Source organism: Parageobacillus sp. NEAU-HV-2, from assembly GCF_059115485.1.
Genome location: NZ_JBXUJJ010000001.1, coordinates 563,198 through 583,296 on the forward strand (window position 1 = coordinate 563,198; position 20,099 = coordinate 583,296).

Consider the following 20,099-nt stretch of genomic DNA (forward strand, 5'->3'; position numbering starts at 1 on the left):
AACATGGAATATGCGTTTAAGCTGCAAAAAGTACTGACGATGAAAGAAAACGAAAAAAATTTGGCGATGAGAGAATACAATGAAGCAGTGCGTCGCTTTGAGGAAGCGGCGGAAAAATTATATCACTTGCTGAAACAAAAAGAAGAACACGAAGACATGCATAAGCAAAAACTTCAATTAGGGCTGTCCGTTCAAGACATCCGCCATTTTCAACAGTATATCGCCAGTCTAGAGCGAACGATTCATCATTATCAAATTTTAGTGATGCAGGCTAGGGAACAAATGCAGCGCAAACAAATAAAACTGACCGAGCTGAATGTGGAAGTAAAAAAGTACGAAAAAATGAAAGAAAAGTATATACAGGCCGTTCAGCACGCGGAAAAAATGCAAGACAGCAAATGGATGGACGAAATTTCTGTTCAACGCTTTGTATATCGGGGAGATTCATGAAGATGGAAAGAAACCAAGAAATAGAGAAAGAGAGCAAACTTCAATGGTTTTTACTCATCATTGTCATCCCAGCATTGTTTGCGATCATGTTAACCGTTGTCATCATGACGGTTGCCGGGGTAAATGTGATGGATGCGGTAAAAACATACACTAACAACATCCCGATTATCTCGCAATATATCGATGTGCAAAAAATGCAAAAGAAATTAGGAGCGACGATTGAGAAGCAAAACGAAATGATCGCCAAACAGAAGAAACAAATCCGCAGCCTAGGAAATCAATTGTCGGCGAAACAGCAAGAAGTGGATCAATTGAAACAGGAACTGGAATATTTACAACAGTCAAAGCCATTTGCGGAAGAGACAGCGGCGGAAGATGAAACGGTCACAGTGGAAGACGTTGCAAATATATATAACACCATGTCAGAGAAAAATGCCGCAGCGATTTTGACTACGATGTCGGAAAGCGATGTGTTCACGATTTTATCAGCATTGGATAGCGACAAAGCGGCGGCGATTTTAGAAAAAATGCCGCCTGATCAGGCAGCCAAATATACGTCCATGTTGGCAAGACGTGCAGAAGAAAATCAACTAGCAGAGGGGGCGGCCCGGTGAAAGTTGCAGCCAACTATCCACCGTTAGGACAATCGATGGCAGGATCAGCGGAAAAACCCGCTGCGAAACTGGCGGGAAAAGAAGGGGAATGGAGCCCGTTTCAGCAGCTGCTTGCCATAGCCAAAGCGGATGCAAAAGATAAAGCAGAAAACGCAGCTCTGTCAGGGAAACATTCTCTTTCATCGGCTGAAGGAGAAAAAGGTGCAGTACGCCAAAGCGAGATGGAAGAATGGACAGCATATCTTCTTTTTCTGCTTAACGGCATGCTAGAGGCCAAGGAAGCGGACTTTTTCCCGTCTTTTCCTAGCGATGCAAATCATCATATCAGAAATAAGGAAATGATTGCATCATTCATTCAGCAAATCAATAACAGCACGGATCCAAACGCGCTAATGAAACAAATCCGCAGCATCATAACGGATGAACTAGCATTGGATAAAGATTTGTTCCAGCCATTATTGCAAAACGGCATAATGGAAGAAGAATCGTACGCGTACACTTTCAGGCCATCGACCATATCATTATTGCAAAACGGCATCATGGAGGAAAGTGAAGGAAAGAAAGATGTACAAGCAGTTTGGCAAGAATGGCTGAAAACATTTTTGGAACAGGAAAAGAAAGGGGAAGGAGTCTCCTATCACAGCAGAAAACTAGAAAGACCGCTGTCGCAGCATCCGTTTTCCTTTTCATCTAATGATATTTCTTCTTCAATAACGGTTGCCGGCAATGTAGAAAGAAAAAACTTTACACAATTGTTTCCGATGCTGCCACTGAACGGAACGATGGTGGCGCCGCAAGAGAATATCCCTGTGATCACAGTGGAGCAAACGCTGCCGGAACAAAAGGTAAGCGAACCGTTTCTTCAGCAACTGGCGAATGTGCTTCAATCAGGCCGCTTTACCCGTTTTCAAAATGGAAATGCGCAGCTAGTCATTCGCCTTCATCCGGAGCATTTAGGAACATTGACGGTAAAGATGGTACGGGAACAAGGAGCATTGACCGCCAAGCTTATCGTATCGACCGATTCCGCCAAAGCGCTGTTGGATGCCAATTTGCCGCAACTCTATCAAATATTGGACACCCAGCATATAGCGGTCGAGAAATGGAATGTATGGACGGAACACCACTATACGCCTAGATTTTATCAAGGAGAGCAGGAACAAGGACAAAAACAACAACAGCAGCGAAAAGAAGAGAAACCGAAAAAACAGCCGCTTTCCCATTTCACCGTGGAAATGTTGGATGCGGAAGCATAGGGGGAGAAAAATGACGACAAATGGCATTGATGCTAGCTTGCTGCTTAGCAGCTACAAGCCGCCGGAGCGGAAAACAGGAAATCAAATATTAGGAAAAGATGACTTTTTAAAAATATTGCTTACCCAATTGCAAAACCAAGATCCGCTAAACCCAATGGAAGATAAAGACTTTATTGCGCAAATGGCGACATTTTCTTCGTTAGAGCAGATGGTCAATATTTCGAGCATGTTGGAACAATGGATGCAAACGACGCAGCACGATGCGCTTCTTCGCTACAGCGAGTGGATCGGCAAAAACGTCTATTGGCAAGACGGAGAGGCGGTCAAAAACGGGACAGTAAAATCGGTATCACAAAAAGATCAGCAAATTTTTCTCGAACTCGATAATGGCACCGTGATTGCTGCCGATGTAGTTGTGAAAGTCGAATCGAAATAAATAAACAAAAGGGAGAGGATACTATGCTTCGTTCGATGTATTCAGGCATTGGCGCCATGAGAAATTTCCAAACGAAATTAGATGTCATTGGCAACAACATTGCAAATGTTAATACATATGGATTTAAAAAGGGAAGAACGATTTTCCAGGATTTAATTAGTCAAACGCTCTCTGGAGCAAGCGGGCCAAGTGAAGGGCGTGGGGGAACAAACCCTCGTCAAGTGGGATTAGGCTCGCAATTAGCTGCTATTGATACGATTCATACAACCGGCAGCACGCAAACAACAGGCCGTGTGCTTGACTTAGCAATTTCCGGAGATGGATTTTTTCAAGTTGCTAAAACCACCGATACAGCCAAATTTACTAATCAACCATATTATACTAGGGCGGGGAATTTTTATTTAGATAAAGATGGTTACTTAGTCACGAGTGATGGATATTATGTGGTTGGGTTTGCAGCGTATGCCACGGGGGATTATACTCCACCAGGAAGCACTTCCTCGATCAAAATAACACTAAGTCCTAGTTTAGAAGATGTTAATAAGAATATCGATAAGACAAAATTTCAATTTAATGGCACTTCTTCTACTTATAGTGGAAATGCTATTGGAATTACTGTACCAAATGGAACGTTTAATATTAGTCAAACGAATATTCAATACAAACCGATAAAAATTCCAACAGATGCACAAAGTATGAGCATTGGTCCTGATGGTACAGTTACATATGTCGATCAATTTGGGGTTTTAAGATGGGCGGGGCAACTCGTGTTGGCCAAATTTCCGAATAACGGCGGATTGGAGAAAGTAGGTGGCAATTTATTCCAAGAAACGATGAACTCGGGAACAGCAGTTTTGAATTTTCCTGGTGCGTCAGGTATTGGAACGATTCAGTCCGGCGCTCTGGAAATGTCCAACGTCGACCTTTCTGAAGAATTTACGGAAATGATTGTCGCCCAGCGCGGCTTCCAGGCAAATGCCCGCATTATTACGACATCGGATGAAATTTTGCAGGAGCTTGTGAATTTGAAGAAATAGTGAAGGAGGGAGGGTACTAGTTGCCGTCTAGTACCCTAAATACATACATGATTGCACTGACGAGGCTGAATGGCAAAAAGTTTGTGCTCAACGCGATTTATATTGAACAAGTTGAGGCATTTCCGGATACGACAATCACACTAACGAATGGAAAAAGATTTGTTGTCCGCGAATCCGTACAGGAGGTTGTTGATTTAGTCAGCGATTTTTATCGGCAAGCCGCGGTGTTGCGTTTACCGCGAGATTTAGGAGGATCCGAAAGTGAAAAGCAATAAATTAATCAAAACGATGGTCACTATCCTTGTGGTGATTGCTCTCATCGGTACAGTAGCGCTAATTGCAGTGATGAAACTGACCGGTCAAAAAGAAACAGGAGCGCCAAGTGTGGATGAAATTGTCGAAAGTTCGATCGATATCCCAGAAATTACAACTAACCTAGCAGATGGGAGCTATGTAAAAGTTTCTTTTAAAATTCAAACCGACAGCAAAGATGGCAAGGAAGAAGCAGAAAAACGCGATTTTCAAATTAAAAACATTATTATCGAAGAACTTGCGGAAATGAAGGCGGAAAACTTTAAAGGAAAAAAAGGAATGATCGCGTTAGAGGAAAAGCTGAAACAGCAAATTAACCAAGTCATGCAAGAAGGAAAAGTGGAGCAAGTATATATTACCTCCTTTATCCTCCAATAGCCTGTACCGCAAAGGGGGAACGACCATAATGACGAATGGGGAAGTATTGTCACAGAGCGAAATAGACGCGCTTTTGGCGGCGCTGTCCACCGGGGAAATGAGCGCGGAAGAATTAAAAAAAGAAGAAGAAGGCAGACGTGTCAAAGTCTATGATTTTAAGCGGGCGCTTCGTTTTTCGAAAGACCAAATTCGCAGTTTAACGCGCATTCACGAAAATTTTGCTAGATTATTAACGACATTTTTCTCTGCGCAACTGCGGACATATGTGCAAATATCAGTGGCATCGGCCGATCAAATTCCGTATGAGGAGTTTATCCGTTCCATTCCGAAAATGACGATCATCAACGTTTTTGAAGTTCCGCCGCTAAACGGGCATATCTTAATGGAAGTAAATCCAAATATCGCGTATGCCATGCTTGACCGCGTCATGGGCGGCAGAGGAACAAGCATAAATAAAGTAGATAATTTGACAGAAATTGAAACGCGGATCATGTCCAATTTGTTCGATAAAGCGTTTGTCAATTTGCGCGATGCCTGGGAATCGGTGGCCGACATCGATCCCGTTTTAGCCGATTTCGAAGTAAATCCGCAGTTTTTACAAATGATATCACCGAATGATACGGTGGTCGTCATTTCGCTAAACACACAAATCGGCGAAACGAGCGGGATGATGAATATTTGCATACCGCACGTCGTGCTCGAGCCGATTATGCCAAGACTATCGGTTCATTATTGGATGCAAACGCAAAAAAAAGAAAGTTCTCCGGAGGAAGAAAAAGCGCTCGAGGAGCGAATTCGTTTGGCGAAGCTGCCGATTATTGCCGAACTTGGCACGGCAGCGATTACGATTGAAGAATTTTTGCAGCTTGAAGTCGGCGATGTCATTGAACTCGAGCAGTCGATTCACCAGCCGCTTTTAGTGAAAGTCGGCAATATTCCAAAATTTATTGGACAGCCGGGAAAGAGAAATAAAAAGCTGGCGGTTCAAATTTTAGGTATGGTTAAGGGGGACGAAAATGACGATGATGAATGACGGCATGCTATCGCAAGATGAAATCGATGCGCTGCTGCGCGGAGTAGGCGGAAACGATGATATTCCAGCATTAGAGGACATATTGTCCCCATTAGAACAAGATGCGCTCGGGGAGATTGGCAACATTTCATTTGGAAGCTCGGCAACAGCGCTGTCGATGCTGTTAAATCAAAAGGTAGAGATTACGACGCCAAGCGTTTCCATCATTGAACGAAAAAATGTGGCCAATGAATTTCCGCTGCCGTATGTAGCCATTCAAGTAAATTATACAGAGGGATTTTTAGGAACGAATTTGCTTGTTATTAAACAAGAGGATGCGGCGATTATTGCCGATTTAATGCTAGGCGGGGACGGGAAAAGCACAGGCGATTCTTTGGGAGAAATTCAGTTAAGCGCGGTGCAGGAAGCGATGAACCAAATGATGGGTTCGGCAGCAACATCGATGTCGACTGTTTTTGGAAAACGCGTCGATATTTCTCCCCCGACCATTCATTTGTTGGACATAAAGGAAGGGGAAGGGCTCGAGTATTTACCGGATGAAGAGATATTGATTAAAGTGTCGTTTCGCTTAAAAATTGGCAGTTTAATAGATTCGAGCATTATGCAGCTATTGCCTGTCGATTTCGCAAAAGAGATTGTCCAACAGCTTCTTCAGCCTGCCGGCCATGAAGAAGAGCCTTCCGAGAGGGCCTTATATGCAGGGCAAAAAGATGACGCGCGGGAAGAAAAAGTGCCGCAATGGGAAACAGCAGAGGCAAGCGGAACGCAGCCAGCCCCTTCGGCCCATTATGCTGCCGGTGCAGCAGCTTCCTCTTCCAATCATGAGGTTGAACGGTCTATTGCACCGCATTCGAGCCGTTTTGCCGGAAGCGGGAGAGCAATGGAGCGGAACATTCAGACGGCCGATTTTGCCGAATTTGAACCTTCCCCGCCAGCGGAAGCAGAGGTGAAAAACTTATCGCTTCTTCTCGATGTTCCGCTTCAAGTAACGGTCGAATTAGGGCGGACGAAGCGCTCCGTCCAGGAAATTCTAAATTTATCGACCGGATCGATTATTGAATTGGATAAACTGGCCGGGGAACCTGTCGATATATTGGTCAATAATAAGTTGATCGCTAAAGGAGAAGTGGTCGTAATTGACGAAAATTTTGGTGTGCGCGTGACCGATATTATTAGCCAAAGCGATCGTTTAAAAAGATTAAAATAGTCATTTAGGAGGTTTGTAGGCAATGGCAAGAATATTAGTGGTAGATGACGCAGCATTTATGAGAATGATGATTAAAGACATTTTAACGAAAAATGGACACGAAGTAGTAGCAGAAGCGGCGGACGGACGCCAGGCGATTGAAAAATATAAGGAAACCCGTCCGGATATTGTTACGATGGATATTACGATGCCGGAGATGGATGGCATTACCGCGTTAAGGGAGATTAAAAAAATTGACAGCAATGCGAAAGTAATTATGTGCTCGGCAATGGGGCAGCAGGCGATGGTTATTGACGCGATTCAAGCAGGGGCGAAAGATTTTGTCGTCAAGCCGTTCCAGGCCGACCGCGTCATCGAAGCAATCAATAAAACACTCGGGTGAATGTAAGAGGTGGAATTCATTTGTTTCCGTCACGGGTCATTTTCTTATGTTTATGCCTTATCATCGCGGCTGCTATGCAAACAGGTTTTCCTGTTTTTGCACAACAGTCGCCGACAGTAAAAGAATGTCTGCAGCGTCCTAGCTTATGCGAACAACCAACAAATTCGCCGAAAAGTGAAGCGGTGCCGGAGGAACAAGCACAACCATCGCCTTTTTCCGCTTGGGACGTCGTCCGCTTAATCGGAGCGACGCTGTTAGTAATTTCCTTAATTTACGGGCTGCTAAAATTTCTTTACCGCCGTAGCCAGCTGCTTCCCGGAAAAAAGGGAGTGATTGAGCATCTTGGCGGGACAAGCGTCGGCGCGAACCGCTCTGTCCAGCTCATCAAAGTCGGAAACCGCATCCTTGTTATTGGCGTCGGCGAATCGATTCAGTTGCTGTGCGAGATTGCTGATGAGGATGAAATGAAAGAAATTTTAACGCTTCATAACGAGCGGCTCGAGCAAATGCTCGAACCGAGCAAATGGGGAGCACGGCTGCGCAATTATTTAGCGGCCAAACGGAAGCAGTCAAACCAACCGCACGCTGCGTTTCACACCATGTTTTTACGGGAAATGCAGGAGCTGTCTGTAAAGCGGAACGAATTATTGAAGCAGTTGAAGCAGAAAGGAACGGCACCTGATGAATGAGTTTGTTCACATGTTTAGTCAAGTTGCGCCGGAAAATGTTTCTATGTCGATCAAACTGTTGCTGCTGTTAACGGTGCTGTCGATCGCTCCCGGCATTTTAATTATGGTGACATGCTTTACACGCATTGTCATCGTATTGTCATTTGTCCGCACAGCGCTTGGAACGCAGCAGATGCCGCCTAATCAAGTGCTCGTTGGCTTAGCGCTGTTTTTAACGTTTTTTATCATGGCGCCGACGTTGAAAGAAATCAACGATCAAGCACTGCAGCCGTTATTTTCTGAAAAGATTAATTTGGAACAGGCGTATGAACGAGCGTCTGTGCCGATTAAGGAGTTTATGAGCAAGCATACCCGGCAGAAAGATTTGGCATTGTTTCTATCGTATAGCGGCGCGAAAAAACCGAAAACGGTGCAAGATATTCCGCTGACTACGCTTGTTCCAGCGTTTGCAATCAGCGAATTGAAAACGGCATTTCAAATGGGATTTATGATTTTTATTCCGTTTCTTGTTATTGATATGATTGTCGCTAGCGTCCTGATGTCAATGGGGATGATGATGCTCCCTCCTGTCATGATATCGCTGCCGTTTAAAATTTTGTTGTTTGTGCTTGTGGATGGCTGGTATTTAGTTGTGAAATCACTGTTAGAAAGCTTTCAGTAAAGTAGGTGGCAATGATGAGTGCCGATTTTGTGATTCGGCTTGCCGAACAAGGAGTGTATATGATTTTAATTGTCTGCGGACCGCTGCTTTTATTATCATTGGCGGTTGGGCTGCTTATTAGCATTTTGCAGGCAACGACACAAATTCAGGAGCAGACGCTGGCTTTTGTTCCGAAAATTGTCGCTGTCCTTGTTGGGCTTGTTTTTTTCGGGCCGTGGATGCTATCAAAAATGGTGTCTTACGCTCACGATATTTTAAACAATTTAACACAATTTATAGGCTGATGCACGATGGAAACATTACTGTTGCATTTTCCGGCGTTTTTGCTGGTGTTTGCGCGCGTTGCTTCCTTTTTTGCTACCTTGCCGCTGTTTTCGTACCGAACGATTCCGAACGTACATAAAATTGGACTATCGTTTTTCCTTAGCTGGATCATGTTTTTTGCTATTTCGCCACCAACGGTCGCTATCGACGAGATGTATGTATTGCTAGTGCTAAAAGAAGTACTCGTTGGTCTCGGGATTGGCTTGTTTGCTTATATGATTATGGCGGCAATTCAAATTGTCGGCGGATTGATTGATTTTCAAATGGGATTTGCGATTGCCAATGTCATCGACCCGCAGACAGGAGCGCAAAGTCCGCTGATGGGTCAATATTTGCATATGTTTGCCTTACTGTTATTGCTTTCCGTCAACGGACATCATCTTCTGCTCGATGGCATCTTTTACAGTTATCAATTTATTCCGCTCGATCAGTGGCCGCGGTTTGCGGACGGCCATGCGGTTCAATACATCGTTAAATCATTTGGCACGATGTTTGCCATCGCTTTTCAAATGTCTGTTCCGCTCGTCGGCTGTTTATTTTTAGTCGATGTCGCGCTCGGCATCGTTGCCCGCACCGTGCCGCAGCTGAATATTTTCGTCGTCGGGTTTCCGGTAAAAATCGTTGTGGCATTGATTTTATTCATCGCAACAATGGCGGCATTGTTTATCGCCGTCCGCCATTTGTTTGATATGATGTTTGTATCGATGCGCGAGCTGATGCAGCTTCTAGGAGGCACATAAATGAAGGGATTGCGCCTTGATTTGCAGTTTTTTGCTGAAGAAAAAACGGAAAAAGCGACACCGCGAAAACGGCAGGAAGTGCGGAAAAAAGGGCAAGTGGCAAAAAGCGCCGACATCAATACCGCGTTGGTCATGCTTGTTGTATTTCTCGTTTTATCCTTTTCCGGAAAGTATTATAAAGACAACATGCTGCACTTTATGTCTCAATCGTTTGAACAATATACCCGGACCGATTTAACAATCGATTCGGTTCATCTTCTTTTTATCAGCTGGTTAAAAAACACGGCGTTGATCATCGCCCCTATTTTTTTCGCAGCGGTTGCTGCCGCCTGTTTAGCTAATTTTTTGCAAGTAGGGTTTTTATTAACGACGGAGCCTTTAAAAGTGAACTGGAATAGGCTGAACCCGATTCAAGGACTAAAGCGGATTGTATCGCTGCGCGCGGTGGTGGAGCTGTTAAAATCGCTTTTAAAAATTGGCGTTGTTGGATTGGTGACATTCGCCTTGCTATGGTTTCAGCTTGACCATATTTTGTCGCTGACAACGAAATCTTTGAGCACGACATTAAGCTCGTTAGCTAGTTTAACGGTAAAAATGGGGCTTTATGCCTCTGTGGCGCTGCTATTTCTCGCTATTTTCGATTACTTGTACCAACGTTTTGACTTTGAGAAAAATATTCGCATGTCCAAACAAGATATTAAGGATGAATACAAAAAGACAGAAGGAGACCCGCTAATCAAATCAAAAATTAAGCAAAAACAGCGGGAAATGGCGATGAAAAGAATGATGCAGGAAGTGCCGAAAGCCGATGTAGTCATCACCAACCCGACGCATTACGCTGTCGCACTGAAGTATGAAGACGGAAAAATGGAGGCGCCGATGGTCGTAGCGAAAGGGGCGGATTATGTGGCGCTAAAAATCAAACAACTAGCAAAAGAGCATGATGTCGTGACCATAGAAAATCGTCCGCTTGCCCAGGCGTTGTACCGGCAAACGGAAATTGGCGACATGATTCCGGAAGAATTTTTCAAAGCGGTAGCGGAAATTTTAGCGTACGTGTACCGCTTGAAACGAAAAGTTTAGCAGTAAGGAGAGAACATATATGCAAGCAAAAGATTTGTCCGTATTATTGATGGTCGTTTTAATTGTAGCGATGCTGATTATTCCGCTGCCGACATGGCTGTTAAGCGTATTGATCATCATCAATATTTCGCTTGCGCTGTTAGTTCTCCTTACGTCGATGAATATGAAAGAGCCGCTGCAATTTTCCATTTTCCCTTCGCTTTTGCTGTTGCTCACACTATTTCGCTTAGGACTGAACGTTTCCACCACCCGCTCGATTTTAAGCAAAGGGGAAGCGGGTGGTGTAGTGGAAACATTTGGAACATTTGTCGTCGGGGGAAATGTCGTCGTCGGCCTCGTTGTATTTTTAATTTTAATCATCATCCAGTTTGTCGTGATCACGAAAGGAGCGGAACGTGTATCAGAAGTGGCGGCCCGCTTTACACTTGATGCGATGCCGGGAAAACAGATGAGCATTGATGCGGATTTAAACGCCGGGATGATTTCCGAACAAGAGGCGCGGCAACGCCGAGAAAAAGTGGCACGGGAAGCGGATTTTTACGGAGCGATGGATGGGGCAAGCAAATTCGTCAAAGGCGATGCGATCGCTGGATTAATCATTGTCGTGATTAACTTGCTTTTTGGCATGGTCATCGGCATCGTCCAGCAAGGGCTTGATATTTCCGAAGCGGCGCAGCGCTACACGCTATTAACGGTTGGCGATGGTATCGTCAGTCAAATTCCAGCTTTGTTAATTTCGACTGCCACCGGTATTGTCGTGACAAGAGCGGCGTCTGACAGCAACCTTGGCGGCGACATTATGAAACAGCTATTTGCTTTTCCGAAAATGTTATATGTCACAGCGGGAACGATTTTCTTGCTAGGGCTGTTTACGCCGATTAGTGATGTGCTGACGATTCCGATCGCGGGCTTGCTTGCGTTTGGCGGATACCGTTTTTTGCAGCAGGCGTCCCGTCCTGAAACAGCCGCTATGCAAGACGAAGCAGAAGAAACGGAAATGGATGAATTAAAAAGTCCGGAAAGCGTCATTAGTCTGCTTCATGTCGATCCGATCGAATTTGAATTTGGTTATGCGCTTATTCCGCTTGCCGACGCCAAGCAAGGCGGCGATTTGCTCGACCGCATTGTCATGATCCGCCGTCAGCTGGCGCTCGAGCTCGGGCTGGTGATTCCGGTTGTCCGCATCCGCGACAATATTCAGCTTCAGCCGAATGAGTACCGACTGAAAATTAAAGGGGATGAAGTAGCGCGCGGCGAACTGCTCTTGGATCATTATTTAGCAATGAGCCCGGGAATCGAAGATGATTCGGTAGAAGGGATCGACACGGTGGAACCGGCATTTGGTCTTCCTGCGAAATGGATTTCCGAGCAGATGAAAGAGAGAGCGGAAATGCTAGGGTATACGGTCGTCGACCCGCCATCGGTTGTATCTACCCATATTACGGAAGTATTGAAAACTCATGCGCATGAATTGCTAGGACGCCAAGAAACGAAACAGCTTATCGACCATTTAAAGGAATCGTATCCGGTATTGGTGGAAGAAGTGACGCCAAACCCGCTTTCCATCGGGGAAGTGCAAAAAGTGCTCGTCAAACTGTTAAAAGAAAAAGTATCGATCCGCAATCTGCCGCTTATTTTTGAGGCGCTGGCCGACTTTGCCCGCATGACAACCGATACCGATATATTGGTGGAGTACGTGCGGCAGGCGCTGGCACGGCAAATTACAAGCCAGTATGCGCTTCCGGGAGAGCCGTTAAAAGTCATTACTCTATCTGGAAAGGTGGAAAAAACGGTCGCCGAAGCGGTTCAGCAGACGGAGCAGGGCAGTTATTTGTCGCTTGACCCAGGGCTGTCTCAAGCGATTATCGAAGCGATTGCCGCACAGCTTGAGCAGCATGTATTTGCAAACCAAACACCAATTTTGCTATGCTCTCCGGCCGTCCGCATGTATGTTCGGCAATTGACGGAACGATATTTTCCGAACTTGCCTGTTTTATCCTATAATGAGCTGGAGATGAGTGTGGAAGTCCAAAGCGTTGGGATGGTGGATATTGAATGAAAGTAAAAAAATTTGTTGCGCCGTCGATGTCGGAAGCTATGAAAATGATTCGTGCCGAACTTGGAAGCGATGCGGTGATTTTAAATTCCAAAGTTGTCCATAAAGGCGGGTTTTTTGGACTGTTTACGAAAAAAAACATCGAAGTGATCGCCGCTGTCGATCCGCAGCCGATTCGTTCGAAAGCGGAGAGAAAAAAAGAGGAAGTTTCATTTGCCTCCTCGTTTTTGAAGGAAAAAAAAGAGAGAGAAGATGGGCAGCTGCTTTATGAATTACAAGAGCTAAAGGCGATGATAAAGCAGCTTTCCGCAAACGCCATGACCGGCATTTCCTCTTATCCAGCACCGCTTAGCGAGGTGCAACGCCGGCTTGAAAACCAAGGCATTTCCGCTTCGTTAGTCCAGGACATTGCAGCTGCCTTGTTGGAAAAATGGTACGTCGATGGGGGAAAAGCGCCGACAAAACAGGTGATTGCCTGGGCTAAAGAAATAATGAAAGAAAAATTGGCATCTGTTCCGTTCGACGGCATTTCGCTGCAAAAAAAGTATATTAATGTCGTCGGACCGACCGGCGTAGGCAAAACGACCACGCTGGCAAAAATCGCGGCTCGCTGCGTGTTGGATCATGGGAAAAACATCGCGTTTATTACGACCGATACTTACCGGATTGCGGCTATCGAGCAATTAAAAACGTACGCGCAAATTTTAAACGTACCGCTGGAAGTCTGTTATAATTTGCAAGATTTTCAAGAGGCGAAGAAAAAATTGTCTGACCGCGATATCGTCTTTATTGATACGACAGGGCGGAATTTCCGCAATCCGCAATATGTCAAAGAGTTGCGAAACATCATCGATTTTAACGAAGAAATGGAGACGTTTCTCGTATTTGCCCTCACGGCAAAATACGAAGATATGAAAAACATCTATGAACAGTTTTCCCTCGTTCCGATCAACCGCTTTATCTTTACGAAATTAGACGAAACTACTTCGTATGGAGCGATGTTTAATTTAATGATGGAATATAACGTAGGGGCGGCATACTTTACTAACGGACAAAATGTGCCGGACGACATTAGCGAGGCGTCGCCGGAACAACTGATAAACATGCTGTTTGGGGTCGAAGGAAAATGAAAGATCAGGCAGAAAGCTTACGGTTGCGCTTAAGCAAGCAAAACGAGCAAAAAAGAATCACGAAAACGATCGCCATTACGAGCGGAAAAGGCGGGGTTGGCAAATCTAACGTCTCTCTCAATTTTTCTATCATGTTATCGCGGCGCGGTTTTCGGGTATTGTTGCTTGATATGGATATTGGAATGGGGAATATCGATATTTTGCTCGGGCAATCGTCACCGTTAACGATTGTTGACTTGTTTGCGAGGCAACTTCCATTGCAAGAACTGATTAAAACAGGTCCGGACAACATGTCGTTTATTGCCGGCGGAACGGGATTGACCAACATTTTTACGATGGACGAGGAAAAAATCGATTATTTTTTAACGGAGCTGCAATCGGTATCAGCGCAATATGATTATCTTATTTTCGATATGGGAGCGGGCATTTCCGAAGATCGACTCTATCTATTGAAGGCTGTCCATGACATTTTTATTGTCACCACGCCGGAACCGACAGCCATCACTGATGCATATGCGATGATGAAATATATGTATGCGCAGGAAAAGGCGATTCCGTTATACGTCATTGCGAACCGCGTTCGGACGGACAAGGAAGGCCGCGAGACGTTAGAGCGCCTGAAACGGGTAGCCAAACAATTTTTGGACAAAGAGGTGATTCCGCTAGGCATGCTGCCGGAAGACCGTACCGTCTCGAAAGCGGTAGTACAGCAAACACCGTTTTTGCTGTTTGATCCCACTGCTAAAGTAAGCCGTGCTATGCATACGCTAACGGACCGTTATTTATCGGCTGGCGCAATGGCGCAAGAGAAAGAGAGGGAGCCATTTCGTTTTTTTGCCAGACTGCGTCACTTTTTGCTAGAAAGGTAGAGACCACCCATGGATAAAGTGAAAGTACTTGTCGGCGATGATTCAGCTTTTATGCGGAAAATTGCCGTCAATCAGCGGATAAAGACGCTTTCCCATCAGTCGCCTCAGCGCAAAAAAATTATTGGCATCGGAACATCGACAGGGGGGCCGCGCGCGCTGCAGCTCGTGCTGACCAAATTTCCGGAAAATTTTCCCGCGCCAATAGTCATCGTCCAGCATATGCCGGAAGGTTTTACCAAATCGTTAGCGCAACGGCTGGATGCGCTTTCGTCTATAACGGTGAAAGAAGCAGAGGATGGGGAAACGTTGCAAAATGGCACGGCATATATTGCGCCTGGCGGCTGTCATTTATTAGTTGATGAAGCGAAAGGGATGCTGACGGCCCGCCTCGAACAGTCGCCGCCGCGAAACGGCCACCGTCCTTCCGTCGATGTGCTATTTGAGTCACTCAGCACCGTAACGGATTATGAAAAAATAGCTGTCATTATGACGGGGATGGGGTCAGACGGAACAGCGGGATTAAAAAAGCTGAAAGAAGGCGCCGGCACGAAGGTGATCGCCGAAGCGCCGGAGACGGCAGTTGTGTTTGGAATGCCGAAAGCAGCGATTCAGGCGAACGTCGTCGATGACATTGTACCTTTAGAAGAAATTGCCGAGGCCATTATCAAATATGTGGAAGGGTAAGGGGGAAAAGAAAATGGATATGAGCCAATATTTAGAGGTATTCATTGACGAAAGTAAAGAGCATTTACAAGCCATTAATGAACAGCTGCTAGAATTGGAAAAAGCGCCGGAAGACATGGCAATCGTCAATGAAATTTTTCGTTCCGCCCATACGTTAAAAGGAATGTCAGCGACGATGGGGTTTGAAGATTTAGCTAATTTAACCCATCAAATGGAAAATGTGCTGGATGGCATTCGCAATCATAAAATTACCGTTACCCCGGAAATATTGGATGTTGTGTTTCAAGCAGTCGATCATTTAGAAGCGATGATTATGGCGATTGCTGCAGGCGGTGATGGCAAGCGCGACGTAAAAGAAGTGGTGGAGCAGTTAAAGCGAATTGAACAAGGAGAAGTTCCCGCCTCTTTAGCGGAGCGACCGTCCAATACTTCTTCTGTACCGCTTAGGCAAACATACGGGGAATTTGAATATAATGTGCTGCAGCAGGCCAAAGAACAAGGTTTTTCCGCCTATGAAATCCGCGTGAAATTGCGGGCAGACTGCTTGTTAAAATCCGTACGTGTCTATATGATTTTTGAAGCATTAAACGAGGCGGGCGAAGTGATTAAATCGATTCCCCCTGCCGATATGCTCGAAGAGGAGCAATTTGATCAAGAGTTTTGGCTAACGGTGGTGACAAAGCAATCAGCGGAACAATTATATGAGCGGTTGATGAAAGTTTCTGAAGTAGAAGAGATAGAAGTTGTACCGCTCGATATCGATGGACCGAAGGAAACGGGCGATGCGGCAGCTGCACATGAAACCGCGCTTAGGCAGCAAGCGGCAGCCGTTCAAGAGGAAAAGGAGAAAACGGCGGAGAAAAATGCGGCGGCAAGACAATCGGCGTCGGCGAATAAAACGATTCGTGTCAATATTGAACGTCTTGATAATTTAATGAATTTATTTGAGGAACTCGTCATTGACCGTGGACGGTTAGAACAAATTGCCCGCGAATTAAATCATCCGGAATTGAATGAAACGGTGGAACGAATGTCGCGCATTTCCAGCGATTTGCAAACGATTATTTTAAACATGCGCATGGTTCCGGTAGAAACGGTGTTTAACCGTTTTCCACGCATGGTGCGGCAATTGGCGCGCGAATTAGGAAAAAAAGTAAACTTGGAAATCATCGGCGCACAAACCGAGCTCGACCGCACCGTCATTGATGAAATCGGTGACCCGCTCGTCCATCTTCTTCGCAATGCGATCGACCACGGCATTGAAACGCCTGATGTACGTCGGGCAAGCGGCAAGCCGGAAGAAGGAACCGTGAAGTTAAAAGCATACCATAGCGGCAATCATGTGTTTATTGAAATTGAAGATGACGGCGCCGGCATTAAGCGGGAAAAAGTGCTGCAAAAAGCGCTTGATCGCGGAATCATCTCCCAGCAAACCATCGCTAATTTAACGGATAAGCAAGTATATGAACTAATTTTTGCGCCAGGCTTTTCCACCGCTGATCACATTTCTGATATTTCCGGGCGCGGGGTCGGGCTTGATGTCGTCAAAAGCACGATTGAGTCGCTTGGCGGCACGGTCACAGTAGATTCGGAAGAAGGGAAAGGGTCAATTTTTTCGATTCAATTGCCATTGACATTATCGATTATTTCCGTATTGCTTGTAGAGATTCAGCAAGAAAAATACGCGATCCCGTTATCATCGATTATTGAAACCGCCATTATTAGAAAAGAAGATATTTTACACGCTCATAATCAGCAAGTGATCGATTTCCGTGGAAAAGTAGTACCGCTCGTATTTTTAAAAGACATTTTTGAAGTGCCAGCGGCGGCGGAAGAAGAGGAAGTGGTTTCCGTCGTGATCGTTCGCAAAGGGGAAAAAATGGCAGGACTTGTTGTCGATTCGTTTATCGGGCAACAGGAAATCGTATTAAAGTCATTAGGAAACTATTTAACATCCGTCTTTGCGATTTCCGGTGCGACGATATTAGGTGACGGTCAAGTAGCGCTTATTATCGACTGCAATGCACTAATTAAATAATTGTTTGATTGGAAGGGGAAACGTAAAATGACGGCGTTTCAAGGAGTTGAATGGAAAGTAATTGCTTTCCAGTTAAAAGATGAAGAATATGCCATCCCAGTTCAATATGTCCGTTCCATTGAAAAAATTCAGCATATTACCCGTGTTCCGCGTACGGCGCATTATGTCAAAGGAGTAATCAATTTGCGCGGTGTCGTCACGCCGATTATTGATTTGCGGGAGCGGTTTGGCTTTCCTTCCGTGCCGTACTCTGAGCAAACGCGCATTATTATCGTGTCGATCGGAGATATCGAGGTTGGATTCATCGTCGATGCGGCCAATGATGTGCTTGATATCCCGGCATCAAGCATTGAACCGCCTCCGGAAGCGATTGGAGCGGTGGAAGCCGATTATATTCACGGGGTTGCCAAAGCTGGAAAAAGGCTATTAATTTTATTAAATTTAGAAAAGGTATTAGAAAAATAAGTTGGTTTTCCGTTAATTTTTCGCATTACTCAAGAGGAGCTGCTGCTTTATGGATCATATTCGCAAACTTACCGGTACCCATATTGATATTTTAAAAGAAATCGGCAATATCGGGGCGGGAAATGCGGCGACGGCGCTGTCTAAACTATTAAACAAAAAAATTGAAATGGCGGTTCCGCATGTGCAAATTGCCGCATTTGATGAAATGATGGAGCTGATCGGCGGGGCCGAGCAAGTCGTAGCATGCGTCTATTTGCGCATTGAAGGAGATGCGCCGGGAAATATGTTTTTCGTATTGTCACTCGAGCAGGCGGAGCGTTTTATCCGGCAGATGACTGGTGACGAAACATTTTCGTTTCATGAACATCCGACTGAACTAGGACAATCAGCATTGCAAGAACTAGGAAATATCCTTGCCGGTTCCTATCTTTCCGCTTTCGCCGACTTTACCCATTTAGCGCTGTATCCGTCCGTCCCGATGCTTACTGTCGATATGATTGGCGCTATTTTGCAATATGGGCTGCTCGAATTATCCCGCGCCGGCGATTATGCCATTTTGATTGATACTGCAGTATATGATGAGCGGCGTCCAGAAAACAGCGTCAATGGTCACTTCTTTTTGCTCCCTGATCCAGATTCGTTTGCCTCCATCTTTCGGGCGCTGGGTGTGGAGCTTCCATGAGTGAAACGCTCCATATCATAAAAGTTGGCATTGCCGATATGAATGTCGTGCGCGCACCAAATGTCATTCGCACGTCTGGATTAGGGTCATGTGTCGGTGTCGTAATTTTTGATTTGATGAAAGAGGTGGCTGGAATGGCACATGTGATGCTTCCGGATTCCTCGCTGGCAAGATCGGAAACGATCAATGCGGCCAAATATGCCGATACAGCGGTGGCGGCGCTCATCGAGCTTGTCCTCGAGGCAGGGGGAAGAAAAGGAATGTTAAAGGCAAAAATAGCCGGCGGGGCGCAAATGTTTTCCTTCCCTTCGCAAAGCAGCGACATGATGCGGATTGGCGCGAGAAATGTCGAAGCGGTGAAATGGCAGTTAAACCGTTTTCGCATCCCAATCGTTGCCGAAGATGTGGGCGGCAGCAGCGGCAGAACGATTGAGTTCAACCCGCAGACGGGTGTTTTATCGATTCGCACCGTTAATCAAGGAGTCAAGGAAATATAACAAAGGAAACAGCGGCATTTTCAAATAAACGGGGTGGGAACAATATGGCACATATGTTAGCGGACGAAGAACGGAAATATTGGGATAATTGGGTAGAGCGCCGCGATCCGCAAGCTGGAGATAAACTCGTACAACTATATATGCCGCTTGTTCATTATCATGTGCAGCGAATTGCTGTGTCGCTGCCGAAAAATATTAACAAACAGGAATTAGTCAGTCACGGACTGATTGGTCTTTTTGATGCACTGGAAAAATTTGATCCCTCCCGCGATTTAAAATTTGACACATATGCGTCTTTTCGCATCCGCGGCGCCATTTTGGACGGGCTGCGCAAAGAAGACTGGCTCCCGCGCAGCATAAGAGAAAAGGCGAAAAAAATTGAGGAAACGATCGAAAGGTTGGAACAGCGGTATATGCGCTCCGTGACAGCAAAGGAAGTCGCCGCTGAATTAGGGATGACGGAAGAGGAAGTACACACGGTAGCCAATGAGAACTTTTTTGCCAACGTGTTATCTTTTCAACACGTTGTAACAGAGGAGGAAGAAGAAACGGCGCTTTTAGCCGTTCGTGATGAAAAAACGCCATCTCCGGAAGAAGAAGTGATCAAACAAGAGCTGTACGAAAAATTAGCGCAAGTGATTGAACAGCTAAGTGAAAAAGAGCAGCTTGTGATTAGTTTATTTTATAAAGAAGAATTAACATTTACAGAAATCGGCGAAATTTTAGGACTTTCTACCTCAAGAATTTCTCAGCTTCATTCTAAAGCAATTTTTAAGTTACGTAAAATTTTAGAAGCGGCGCTTTAAGCCGGAAAGGAAGCGGATGGCATGGATATGAAACTAGCGGAGCTGCAAATAGCCCTTCCGAAAACATACGACGTTGGAAACATGCAAAATGTGTTGCACCAGCATTCGCAAATCGCGCAATTCCAGCTTGCGGAAGCGACAAAGAAACAAGATGCGCTTGCGCGAAAGCAAGTAACCGAAAAGCGTACAAGCGCGAATATCAGCCGCAAGCAACATGGCAGCAATATTCATCCATATAAAGGAAAAACGATTGACATTAAAGGATAGTGA

At 45.3% G+C, this 20,099-nt stretch carries 24 protein-coding genes and 1 pseudogene; all 25 read left to right on the plus strand.

Annotated features, from left to right (window positions below; translation table 11 throughout):
* The first annotated feature begins 3 nt into the window (after positions 1-3).
* The 25 genes and pseudogenes from fliJ (at position 4) to AC1WMD_RS03180 (ending at position 20,096) form a co-directional block, all read left to right on the plus strand.
* Complete coding sequence (fliJ, locus tag AC1WMD_RS03060; protein WP_494255919.1) at positions 4-450, plus strand: flagellar export protein FliJ; 447 nt, start codon at positions 4-6, stop codon at positions 448-450.
* A 2-nt stretch (positions 451-452) separates the two neighbouring features.
* Complete coding sequence (locus tag AC1WMD_RS03065; RefSeq protein WP_494255920.1) at positions 453-1,064, plus strand: MotE family protein; 612 nt, start codon at positions 453-455, stop codon at positions 1,062-1,064.
* Positions 1,061-2,320, plus strand: a complete 1,260-nt coding sequence (locus tag AC1WMD_RS03070) for a flagellar hook-length control protein FliK (RefSeq protein ID WP_494255921.1) — start codon at positions 1,061-1,063, stop codon at positions 2,318-2,320. The genes AC1WMD_RS03065 and AC1WMD_RS03070 overlap by 4 nt, the downstream gene beginning before the upstream one ends.
* A 10-nt stretch (positions 2,321-2,330) precedes the next feature.
* Positions 2,331-2,756, plus strand: coding sequence for a flagellar hook assembly protein FlgD (gene flgD / locus AC1WMD_RS03075; protein WP_494255922.1), 426 nt, complete (start codon positions 2,331-2,333; stop codon positions 2,754-2,756).
* 23 nt (positions 2,757-2,779) lie between these two features.
* Positions 2,780-3,793: a flagellar basal-body rod protein FlgG gene (locus tag AC1WMD_RS03080; protein WP_494255923.1), complete on the plus strand. Its 1,014-nt coding sequence runs from the start codon at positions 2,780-2,782 to the stop codon at positions 3,791-3,793.
* Between the two features lie 47 nt (positions 3,794-3,840).
* Positions 3,841-4,068 (plus strand): flagellar FlbD family protein, encoded by a 228-nt coding sequence (locus tag AC1WMD_RS03085; RefSeq protein WP_043904119.1) that lies wholly within the window; start codon positions 3,841-3,843, stop codon positions 4,066-4,068.
* Positions 4,055-4,483 carry a flagellar basal body-associated protein FliL gene (gene fliL / locus AC1WMD_RS03090; protein WP_494255924.1) on the plus strand — a complete coding sequence of 143 codons (429 nt, stop codon included), beginning with the start codon at positions 4,055-4,057 and terminating at the stop codon, positions 4,481-4,483. The genes AC1WMD_RS03085 and fliL overlap by 14 nt, the downstream gene beginning before the upstream one ends.
* 28 nt (positions 4,484-4,511) lie before the next feature.
* Positions 4,512-5,516 (plus strand): flagellar motor switch protein FliM, encoded by a 1,005-nt coding sequence (gene fliM / locus AC1WMD_RS03095; RefSeq protein ID WP_494255925.1) that lies wholly within the window; start codon positions 4,512-4,514, stop codon positions 5,514-5,516.
* Positions 5,506-6,723: a flagellar motor switch phosphatase FliY gene (fliY, locus tag AC1WMD_RS03100; protein WP_494255971.1), complete on the plus strand. Its 1,218-nt coding sequence runs from the start codon at positions 5,506-5,508 to the stop codon at positions 6,721-6,723. The genes fliM and fliY overlap by 11 nt, the downstream gene beginning before the upstream one ends.
* Positions 6,724-6,745: 22 nt before the next feature.
* Entirely contained in the window at positions 6,746-7,105 is a 360-nt protein-coding gene (locus tag AC1WMD_RS03105; RefSeq protein ID WP_017437076.1) for a response regulator, read from the plus strand.
* Positions 7,106-7,125: 20 nt separating this feature from the next.
* Positions 7,126-7,794 (plus strand): flagella biosynthesis regulatory protein FliZ, encoded by a 669-nt coding sequence (fliZ, locus tag AC1WMD_RS03110; RefSeq protein WP_494255926.1) that lies wholly within the window; start codon positions 7,126-7,128, stop codon positions 7,792-7,794.
* Positions 7,787-8,455, plus strand: a complete 669-nt coding sequence (gene fliP / locus AC1WMD_RS03115; RefSeq protein WP_494255927.1) for a flagellar type III secretion system pore protein FliP — start codon at positions 7,787-7,789, stop codon at positions 8,453-8,455. The genes fliZ and fliP overlap by 8 nt, the downstream gene beginning before the upstream one ends.
* Before the next feature lie 14 nt (positions 8,456-8,469).
* The gene (gene fliQ, locus AC1WMD_RS03120) at positions 8,470-8,739 is read left to right on the plus strand and encodes a flagellar biosynthesis protein FliQ (RefSeq protein ID WP_494255928.1); all 270 of its coding nucleotides are present in this window, start codon (positions 8,470-8,472) and stop codon (positions 8,737-8,739) included.
* Positions 8,740-8,745: 6 nt separating this feature from the next.
* Positions 8,746-9,519 carry a flagellar biosynthetic protein FliR gene (gene fliR / locus AC1WMD_RS03125; RefSeq protein ID WP_494255929.1) on the plus strand — a complete coding sequence of 258 codons (774 nt, stop codon included), beginning with the start codon at positions 8,746-8,748 and terminating at the stop codon, positions 9,517-9,519.
* The gene (gene flhB, locus AC1WMD_RS03130; protein ID WP_494255930.1) at positions 9,520-10,602 is read left to right on the plus strand and encodes a flagellar biosynthesis protein FlhB; all 1,083 of its coding nucleotides are present in this window, start codon (positions 9,520-9,522) and stop codon (positions 10,600-10,602) included.
* 19 nt (positions 10,603-10,621) lie between these two features.
* Positions 10,622-12,661: a flagellar biosynthesis protein FlhA gene (flhA, locus tag AC1WMD_RS03135; protein ID WP_494255931.1), complete on the plus strand. Its 2,040-nt coding sequence runs from the start codon at positions 10,622-10,624 to the stop codon at positions 12,659-12,661.
* Entirely contained in the window at positions 12,658-13,788 is a 1,131-nt protein-coding gene (flhF, locus tag AC1WMD_RS03140) for a flagellar biosynthesis GTPase FlhF (protein WP_494255932.1), read from the plus strand. The genes flhA and flhF overlap by 4 nt, the downstream gene beginning before the upstream one ends.
* Positions 13,785-14,657: a MinD/ParA family protein gene (locus tag AC1WMD_RS03145; RefSeq protein ID WP_494255933.1), complete on the plus strand. Its 873-nt coding sequence runs from the start codon at positions 13,785-13,787 to the stop codon at positions 14,655-14,657. The genes flhF and AC1WMD_RS03145 overlap by 4 nt, the downstream gene beginning before the upstream one ends.
* A 105-nt stretch (positions 14,658-14,762) precedes the next feature.
* Positions 14,763-15,341, plus strand: a pseudogene (locus AC1WMD_RS03150) (CheB methylesterase domain-containing protein); the annotation flags it as partial.
* A 13-nt stretch (positions 15,342-15,354) separates the two neighbouring features.
* A complete protein-coding gene (locus AC1WMD_RS03155; protein WP_494255934.1) occupies positions 15,355-17,379 on the plus strand; it encodes a chemotaxis protein CheA in 2,025 nt (674 codons plus the stop codon).
* A 27-nt stretch (positions 17,380-17,406) separates the two neighbouring features.
* A complete protein-coding gene (locus AC1WMD_RS03160) occupies positions 17,407-17,844 on the plus strand; it encodes a chemotaxis protein CheW (protein ID WP_494255935.1) in 438 nt (145 codons plus the stop codon).
* Between the two features lie 49 nt (positions 17,845-17,893).
* A complete protein-coding gene (locus AC1WMD_RS03165) occupies positions 17,894-18,526 on the plus strand; it encodes a chemotaxis protein CheC (protein ID WP_494255936.1) in 633 nt (210 codons plus the stop codon).
* Positions 18,523-19,023 (plus strand): chemotaxis protein CheD, encoded by a 501-nt coding sequence (locus tag AC1WMD_RS03170; protein ID WP_043904133.1) that lies wholly within the window; start codon positions 18,523-18,525, stop codon positions 19,021-19,023. The genes AC1WMD_RS03165 and AC1WMD_RS03170 overlap by 4 nt, the downstream gene beginning before the upstream one ends.
* A 44-nt stretch (positions 19,024-19,067) precedes the next feature.
* Positions 19,068-19,829 carry a FliA/WhiG family RNA polymerase sigma factor gene (locus AC1WMD_RS03175; protein WP_494255937.1) on the plus strand — a complete coding sequence of 254 codons (762 nt, stop codon included), beginning with the start codon at positions 19,068-19,070 and terminating at the stop codon, positions 19,827-19,829.
* Between the two features lie 21 nt (positions 19,830-19,850).
* Positions 19,851-20,096 carry a hypothetical protein gene (locus AC1WMD_RS03180; RefSeq protein ID WP_043904135.1) on the plus strand — a complete coding sequence of 82 codons (246 nt, stop codon included), beginning with the start codon at positions 19,851-19,853 and terminating at the stop codon, positions 20,094-20,096.
* The last annotated feature ends 3 nt before the right edge of the window (positions 20,097-20,099 follow it).